This window comes from Streptomyces anulatus, assembly GCF_000721175.1.
Taxonomy (GTDB): domain Bacteria; phylum Actinomycetota; class Actinomycetes; order Streptomycetales; family Streptomycetaceae; genus Streptomyces; species Streptomyces anulatus_C.
The window spans coordinates 1-8837 of the sequence record NZ_JOEZ01000071.1 but is presented as its reverse complement, the minus strand read 5'-3'; the positions used below and the strand labels follow the sequence as shown (position 1 = coordinate 8837).

Below are 8837 nucleotides of genomic sequence, written 5' to 3'. Positions count from 1 at the left end.
CTTCAACTGGCCCTGCACACCCTGCGGCTTGATGTCCTCCAGCGTCGTCCGCAGCAGCCGGATGATGTTCCGCACCTCCTGCGACGTCGCGTTCCACCGCAGTTCCTTGCCGTGGTTCGCCGACGCCATCTGCGACTTCGCGTTCTCGCCCTGCTCCTGGTCACCCGAACCGAACGCCGCGTCCATCCCCGACTGACCGCCCAGAATCCCCGACAACGACGCGTTCAACGCCTTCGTGATCTCGTCCGAACGCGCCTTGAAATCGTCGAACGCGACCTTCCCCGCCCCGTTGAACTTCCCCTCCAACGGCTCAGCCGCCGCGATCAACTGCTGGATCAGCGTGCCCAGATCCGTGCTCGCGCCCTGCGAATCCGACAACAGCCTCGACAGGACCGACGCCCCCATGTCGAACTTCATGACATCCCCCGCTACATCGAGTACTTCGAATACTCCGAAACATCAAACGAACGTACGTACGTGTACGTCCCTGTCTATCAACCCTGGCGTCGCTACTGCAATCTGCAATCGGCCAGATTGCGGCCGGTGCGGATCTACGCCCCCTTGAGGTGCCGCACCAGCCTCTCGAACTCCTGCCAGCCCGCCAGGTCCGAGGGGTCCCCCGGCAACGGGTAGTACAGAGCAGGCCTGGTCCTCGGGCCGAGCTGCACCGGTTGCCCGGTCAGCGGAGTGCGCCGCGCCCGGTCTCCCGGCATCGCGCGGACCTCCTCCGCGCCCAGTACGAAGGCCAGCGGGACCCCCGGGCCCTCGAAGCGAGGCGGTACGGCCACATCGCGGCGCGCTTTGCGAAGTTGTACGAGCATCGACTGGAGGTGGTGACGGGTGGCGAGCGCCTCGGCAGCTGCGGGCAGGGCGGCCAGCGGAGGTTCCTCGCCGGCGCCGTAGCCGAACGCGAGCGTTACCTCCTCCTCCACGCCCGCCTTCGTCCGCGTAATGCGTACGGTAGCGATTCCCGGTCGCGAGCGATTCCCGACCACCACGAGCCAGGTCGGTTCCGGGGCCCGCTCGTACGCGACGTCCGTCAGGCGGCCAAGTGACCAGGGGAGGGTCGCAGGTTCCGATGTGCCCCAGCTGGCCGGCGGTTCACCCGTCAGCTCCCGCCACACCGTCTCCAGGCCGCCGCCCAGCACCAGCCGCTCGTCCGCCGGATGCACCATGCGGAAGGTCAGGCCCAGCTGGCGTTCGCCGGAGTCATGGACCTCCTGGTAGGCGGCCGCCACCGGGGTGTGCGGGTCGTCCTCCGTGGCGTCGGGGGAGAGGACCGGGTCGAACGCGCCGTCCTGCCAGCGCAGTACCGCGCCCGTCAGACCGTCGTAGTAGCCGTCCCGTTCGTCCTGGACGATCCAGCGGGATGGCCAGCCGCCCAGCGCGTCCCGTACGGCGGGGGAGAGCGTGGTGCCCGCCGGGCTGACGATCTGGAGGCCCAGGCCCGCCTCGGCCGCCGCACGGAACGCGTCGGACAGCCAGGCCGTCATCGCCACCACCGGGCGGTCCTGGATGACGACCGCGACCTTGTCGGTGAGCACGTCGATGGCCGGCTGGGCAGCGGCGGGTTCCGGGGCCACGCTCACGCCGTCGGTCTTCACCACGGCGATCGAGCCGGCCGCGTCCGGCGGCCAGGCGGAGCCGCCCACCAGCGAGGCCAGCCGGGCCGCGAACGTGCCCGCGAGCTGTTCCGCCTCCGCGACCCCCGTGGTGGCGCGTGCCTCCGTCCACCAGTACGGGACCGGGGGCGCCGTGGTCCCGAGCAGCCGCTCGGCCTCGCCCTCGACGGAGACCAGCAGCGGGGCCTCCACGGAGACGAGCGGGCGGCCCTCCGCGTCGCAGAGCTGGATCACCGCACCCTCGCCCCGGGTGCCCACCAGCTTGTCCGGGCCGCCGGAGAGCAGGCCCGCCAGTACGGCCCACGGCTCGGGCATACGCGGGGTGAGGGCGATGACGTCCTTGGTCATGGAGTGGTCGTCCGGTCCTTCGTCGGTCGTCGGTGGGTGGTGGGCGTGCAAGGGTGGTGGTCGTTTCCGCGACGTCTCACGTCGGGGCGTACACCGTCTGGATCAGGCGGTTCGGCTGGCCCCTGCGGATGAACACGCCGCGCCCGGGTGCCTGCTGGGAGGCGTACACGCCGGGGAACAGCTGGCCTTCGCTGCGGTCCCCCGCCATCAGCAGTGCCGAGGCCCCCGACTCCCGCAAGCCCTGCACCAGCGGCTCGTACATGCCCCGCGACGCTCCGGCGACCCGGCGCGTCAGGACGAAGTGGAGGCCGATGTCGACCGCCGAGGGGATGTACGGGAGGAACGGCGACAGCGGGGACTGGCCGGCGGTCGTGAGGACGTCGTAGTCGTCGACCAGGACCACGATGCGCGGGCCCTTGCCCCAGTTGCCCGGTTCCAGGTCCTCCAGGCGGGCGTTCTCGTCGGGCAGCCGCTTCTCCAGCTCGGTCGCGATGCCCGCTGAAAGGCCCGCGCACAGCTTGGAGTTGTAGGCGTAGCCCCCGTTGAACTCCTCCGGGACCGCACCGCGCAGCGCACGCCGCGGATCCATCACGGCGAACACCAGCTCGTCCTCGCCGTAACGGTCGATGAGGCCGTGTGCGACGGTCCGCAGCAGGTTCGTCTTGCCGCATTCGCTGTCCCCCAGCACCAGCAGGTGCTGGTCGTGCTGGAACAGGTCGAGCAGTACGGGCGCGAGCGCCGACTGGTCGAGCCCGATCGGTACGCGGGTGGGTTCGGCCGCCGGGCCCGGCAGCGAGTGCGGCTCCAGGATCTGCGGCAACACCCGCACGGGCTGCGCCACTTCTCCGTTCCAGGTGGCCCGGACCGTGCGCGCCGTACGCTCCAGGACCGTGCCGAGGTCCGCCGTGTCCTCGACCCCGTCCGTCCGGGGGAGTGCCACCTGGGCGAAGAGCTTTCCGTCGGTGAGGACGCGGCCGGGCTCGTCGGGCGACAGGGTCTCGGCGAGCTTGCGGTCGATGCTGGACTCGCCGGGGTCGTTCAGGCGCAGCTCGACGCGGGTGCCGAAGTTGGACTGGATGGCGATGCGCACGTCGTTCCAGCGCAGCATGCCCGCGACGACGTGGATGCCGTAGCCGCCACCCCGCTTGAGGATGTCGGCGATCGCGTCGTCCAACTCGTCGAAGTCGTCCCGCAGCGCGCCGAATCCGTCGATGACGAGCAGGATCTCGGCCGAGGCGAGTTCGGGCAGCCGGCCGGCCGCGTGCAGGGTGCGCAGTTGCTCGACCGAGTCGATGTTGTGCTGGCGGAAGAGGTCCTCGCGCAGCGCGAGCATCGTGCGGACCTCCTCGACGGTACGCGCCGCCCGTTCCCGGTCGGCGCGGCCCGCGATGCCGCCGACGTGCGGCAGGCCCGACAGCGCCTGGAGGCCACCGCCGACGAGGTCGAGTCCGTAGACGCCGATCTCGCGCGGGGTGTGGGTGAGTGCGAGGGACAGGACGAGCGTGCGCAGCAGTGTCGTCTTGCCCGACTGCGGTCCGCCGATCACCGCCGCGTGGCCGCCCGCCACCGTGAGGTCCAGGAACCACTGCCCCTGCCACTGCTTGGCCGGGTCGTCGAGCAGGCCGACGGGGACGCGGAGCGGCCTCCGGCGTCCTTCCGTGACCGCCCCGGTCAGCCGCATCCCGTGCGGCCCGATGTCCAGCGGACCGGCGACGGTGTCCAGTGCGGTGGCGGTGGGCAGCGGCGGCAGCCAGATGCTCCGTACGGCGGCGGCAGCACCCGTCAACTGATCGACCATGACGCCGAGTTCCGTCGGTCCCGTCTCGCGGCGGCGGGACGCCGGCTCCGGGGACCGCCGTGCCTCGTCCGGTCCGGCCAGGGTGTTGAACGCCTCGTACGGCAGCGCCAGCGGGCCGGTCTCCTCCTCGTCGTGGCTGCGGACCGGACCGCGGTAACCGCCCGACACATAGCCCGCCTTGAACCGGGCGTAGTGGCTCGTGTCGACCTTCAGATAACCGAAGCCCGGCAGCGGAGGCAGGTGGAAGGCGTCCGTGGTGTCCAGGACCGTGCGGGACTCGTCGGCGGAGAAGGTACGCAGGCCGAGCCGGTAGGAGAGGTAGGTGTCCAGGCCCTTGAGCTTGCCGCCCTCGATGCGCTGGCTGGAGAGCAGCAGATGCACCCCGATGGAGCGGCCGATCCGGCCGATGGAGAGGAACAGGTCGATGAAGTCCGGCTTCGCGGTGAGCAGTTCACCGAACTCGTCGATCACCACGAACAGGTGCGGCAGCGGGTCCAGGTCGGGCCGCTTCTCGGCGCGCAGCGCCGCGTAGTCCCCGATGTCCGCGACGTTCCCCGCGTCCTTCAGAGCCTGCTGGCGGCGCCTGACCTCACCGGCGAGGGAGGAGTGGACCCGTTCGACGAGCCCCGCCTGGTTCTCCAGGTTGGTGATGACCCCGGCCACGTGCGGCAGGTCCGCGAACGGCGCGAACGTCGCCCCGCCCTTGTAGTCGACCAGCACGAGCGCCAGATCCTCCGGCGGATGCGTGGCCACCAGGGCGAGGACCAGGGTGCGCAGCAGTTCCGACTTGCCCGAACCCGTCGCGCCCACGCACAGACCGTGCGGGCCCATCCCCAGCTCCGAGGACTCCTTGAGATCCAGCAGCACCGGCTCGTGGAAGTCGCTGATGCCGATCGGGACGCGCAGGAAGGCGCGTTCACCGCGCGGCGCCCACAGCCGGTCCAGGTCGAGCCGGGCCACGTCGTCGATGCCGAGCATCGCCGCGAACTCCACCGGGCCGGACAGCGGGGCGTCCACCAGGGACTCGGCGGACAGCCGCAGCGGGGCGAGCATCCGGGCCAGACCCTCGGCGAACGGGATGCCCGCCTCGTCCACCGTGCCGTGCGCCTCCACGGGCTCCGGCGTCCGGAGGTCCTCGATGGTCACGTCCGTGCCGTCGACGGTGATCCGTACGCTGACGTGTCCCGGCTCCTGCACCCGCTGCTCCAGCAGATGCAGCACGGTGACGCCCATCTCGCGCAGACCGACGGCGTCGTCCGGGCGCGGCAGGTCGACGGCGTCCTCGCCGTGTCCGTCGGTGACGACGAGCAGCCGGGAGTTCATGGTCAGCGCGTCCCGGCCGGCCAGGCCCCGGCGGACCTCGGCCGCGTACGAGGCGCGGCGGCGCAGCTCCGCCCCGATCTGCCGGGCGAGCTGCGGGGCGGAGGGGGCGATGCGGCGGGCGGCGACCGGTCCGTCGAACTGCTCGGTGTCGAGCAGATGCGGCAGCCACTTGGCCCATTCCCAGTCGGCCATGCGGTCCCCCGGCGCCGCGAGTGCGATGGCCACGTCGTCGGGGGCGTGCAGGGCGGCCGTCTGGACCAGCAGGGCACGGGCCACCCGCAGACAGTCCTCACGGGGGCCGATCACACTGACATCGCCGATCCGGTCCAGCGGGACGGTGAGCGGCAGTTCGGTGCCGTTGCGGAACCGGTTCACCAGCGCCGACGCCTCGTTGAGCATGAAAAGGTCGGGCGGTGTGAGCACCGTCGATCCCGGCTCGGCGATCTGCAGATCCCGTACGGGCATCTCACCGGTGCCGACCCGCACCCGCAGGAAGTCGTCGTCGACCCTGCGCCGTTCCCAGAGGCGCGCCGGGTCCCGCACGATGTCGTACAGGGCGTACGGCGGCGGGTTCAGGACATCGGCGCGCTCACGCCGTTCGCGTTCCTCGCCCGAGAGCTCCTCCCGCAGGTCCTCCACATAGGCGAGATACGCCTCGCGCTGGGTGCGGCGGGTGCGCTGGGCCTTGCCCCGCTGCGAGAAGAGCAGCGCCACGGAGCCGATGACGGTGACCACGAGGATGATCGCGCCGAGGGCGGCGAACTGGCTGTTGCGGACGACCGTCATCATCACGACGGACGACATGACCCCGGCGACCGGCAGCAGCGACATCGCGATGTTGCCCGCCTTCCCCTCGGGGAGGTTGGGCGGGGCCTCGATGGTGCGGGGCGCGGGCGCGGCCGGCGGACGGGTGGTCCGGGCGGGGCGGTGGACCAGTCGGGTGCTCATGGGTGTTACCGGCGCTTCTGGGAGAGCTGGAAGACCTCGGCGGCCAGCCGGGTGGCGGCCAGTCGTGTCGGCCGGGCGAGCAGTTCGGTGCGGAGCGCTCCGCCTGCCGCCAGATGACGGTCGTAGGGCAGCACATGGACCGTCGCGCCGGTGGACCGGAGCTTCTCGGCTGCGGCCTCCACATCGATCCCGGGGCGGGACGTCGTGCTGGTCAGTGCCACCACGGTCCCGGCGATCATGTGTCGGGGCAGCCCCTGCATCCACTGCAGGACCGCGTACGTGCTGGTGATGCCGTCCAGCGTGGCGGGGGCGGCCAGCACCCGGGCCTGGGCGGCGGAGAGCGCGACGCGGGCGACTTCGGCGGGCAGCGTCTCGCAGTCGACCACGGTCACCCCGAAGTAGCGGCGGAGCGCCACCATGACCCGCTCGTACGCCGCCGTGTCCAGCATCGCCCCGATCCGGCCCTGACTGCCGGGCAGCAGCCAGGCGTTGTCGGGCAGCTGGACGAGATAGCCGGTGACGTCGAGCAGCGACATCTGCGGCTCCACGATGTCCGCCAGATCCGCCGTGGTCCAGCGCAGGGTCTCCGCGCCGAGCCGCAGCGGCAGCGAGCCGAGCGCCGGATCGGCCTCGACGAGGAGGACCGGATCCTGGCGGTGGTGCGCGTACGCCGTGCCGAGCAGGGCGGCCACCGTCGTCTTGCCCGCACCGCCCCGGATGGAGGTGACGGCGATCTGCCGGCCCGTCGTCACCGGCTGCTGGATCCGCTCGGCGGTGCGGGTGATCTCGGCGACCTCACGCGCCGCCGACGAGGAGACGATCCGTCGTATCGCGCGCGATATTCGCGCGGCGGCCGGCTCACCCCGCCGGGGACGGCGCGCCGTACCGGTCAGCGCGCTGTCGACCACGGGGCGTGAGTCGGGGGAGCGGGCGGGCCGTTGCGCACGCGCCGGGGCAGCGGCGGGGACGGGCGACGCGGGGACGCTCCGGCTCGGCGGCGGCGTTCCCGTCCCCGCCCTGGCCGCCGCCCCCGTACGCTCTTGGGGCTGGGGCTGGGGCTGGGGCTGGGGTTGATCCTGGGTATGGGCGCGGGGCTGGTGTTGCTCCTGCGCCGGACGTTGCTCCTGCCCCGGGCCGTGACTCTGTGCAGGACCGTGACCCTGTGCCGGACCGTGACCCTGTGCCGGACCGTGACCCTGTGCTGAGCCGTGGCCTGCTGCGCGTTGCGGGGGCGTACCCCTCAGATCGCGCAGCACATCACCCTGCCAGTTGTCCGCGTTCGGCATGTCTGCCCTTCTCCTCCGCTCCGATGCCCCGACCGGAGCCGCCCGCGCATGAATGTCAGAACTTGTCGAGCAACTGGCCGTACATGCCGAACACGCCGATGGCGAGCGGGAAAAGCCCCACCATGCCGATGGACTCGACCAGGTCGGCGGTGCGCCGCAGCCGTACCCGTACGTGCTCGGGAGGCTCCACCGACAGGGCGAACAGCGGCAGCAGCGCCGCCACGCCGAGCACGACGACGGGGCCCGCGCCCGCGGAAGCCTGCTCCATCCACAGCATCACGAGCCGTACGAGGAGGACCGCCGCAGCGGCGAACAGCGCCACCACCTCGGCCACCAGGGGAAACGCACGGGCCCTCGACAGGAGGACCACCGCCACCAGCGAGGGCAGGAGCACGGTCCACACGGTCGGCCGCGCGGCCAGGGTGAGCAGCCAGCCCGCCGCCGTCGCCGAGACCGCGGTGACCACGGTGGCGAGGGCGAGTCCGCGGTGCGTGGCGGCCAGCGCGTCGGCCACGTCGTGGCGGCTGACCGACACCCCGCCCGACCGCCGGTCGTCGAGCGCGGTGAGCCCGGACGCCATCAGGGCGAGCCGGGGCAGCATGCCGAGCAGGACCACGGAGAACACCGCCATCACGGCGCCCAGTCGGGCCGGATCCGGCTCCACGGCGGCGACGGCCTCCCACACCGCGGTGACGGCGGCGGTCGCGCCCGCGCCGATCAGACCGCCGCGGCCGAGCGGCGAGAAGACCCCGAGCAGCAGCAGGGCGAGGGCCACCGCCGTCGCCACCGCGGCGAGCCGCGCCGGGCCCGACCAGTCGTAGGCGTCGGCGGCGGTCCAGGCCGTGAGGATGCCGAGCCCGCCCGAGACGAACAACAGCGCGGTCGCCAGTCCTCGGTTGCCCGTCCCGATCCGGGCGCACACCGCGCCGCCCACCAGGAGGACGGCGGTGACGACCGCCAGCGCGACGGCCAGGGTGCCGAGCGGGAACTCACGCCGGGCCAACAGGGCGGAGATCACCGCGAAGGCCACGGTCGACGCCCCGGCGGCGACCCTTCGCGCGGCCGGACGCCAGCGCCAGGCCTGGAGGTCGAGGCTGTCGGCCACCTGGTCCGTGACGTCGTGGACCACCGGGGCGGGCGGCGCCGCGTGGGTCCTGACCAGGCGCAGCACGGCGCCGTCGCTGACACCGGCCGAGGCGAGGGTGCTGTCGTGCGGCAGGACCGAACCATCAGAGGTGATCAACTGCCTGGTCAACGGCCGCGATGCCGCCCGGTCGTCCAGCAACTGCAGGATGTCCGGGAGCAGTTGGCCGATGGGCGTGTCCGAGGGCAGCACGATGTCGGCCCGGCGCCGCTCGCCGACCAGGGTCACCCGGCTCAGTTCCGAGCGGGACGTCATTGCTGTGCTCACCACTTAGAGCTCGTAACACGATCTTGTTGCAACGGCCTGGTAGGCCGTGACCAGTGCGATGATTCGGCCGTTCGTGAGGTGTGGGTAGTCAACCGTGGATC

The 8837-nt window shown here is 72.0% G+C and carries 4 protein-coding genes and 1 pseudogene; all 5 read right to left on the bottom strand.

Annotated features, from left to right (window positions below):
• Nucleotides 1-114: 114 nt before the first annotated feature.
• Nucleotides 115-417 (bottom strand): annotated as a pseudogene (locus tag IG90_RS0138215) (hypothetical protein); the annotation flags it as partial.
• A gap of 134 nt (nucleotides 418-551) precedes the next feature.
• Nucleotides 552-1970, bottom strand: a complete 1419-nt coding sequence (locus tag IG90_RS0138210) for a DUF6177 family protein (protein ID WP_030595695.1) — start codon at nucleotides 1968-1970, stop codon at nucleotides 552-554.
• A 76-nt stretch (nucleotides 1971-2046) separates the two neighbouring features.
• A complete protein-coding gene (locus IG90_RS0138205; protein ID WP_030595692.1) occupies nucleotides 2047-6039 on the bottom strand; it encodes a type VII secretion protein EccC in 3993 nt (1330 codons plus the stop codon).
• Nucleotides 6040-6044: 5 nt separating this feature from the next.
• Nucleotides 6045-7325, bottom strand: a complete 1281-nt coding sequence (locus IG90_RS0138200) for a MinD/ParA family ATP-binding protein (protein WP_233436213.1) — start codon at nucleotides 7323-7325, stop codon at nucleotides 6045-6047.
• Between the two features lie 55 nt (nucleotides 7326-7380).
• Entirely contained in the window at nucleotides 7381-8724 is a 1344-nt protein-coding gene (gene eccD / locus IG90_RS0138190; protein ID WP_030595686.1) for a type VII secretion integral membrane protein EccD, read from the bottom strand.
• Nucleotides 8725-8837: the final 113 nt, after the last annotated feature.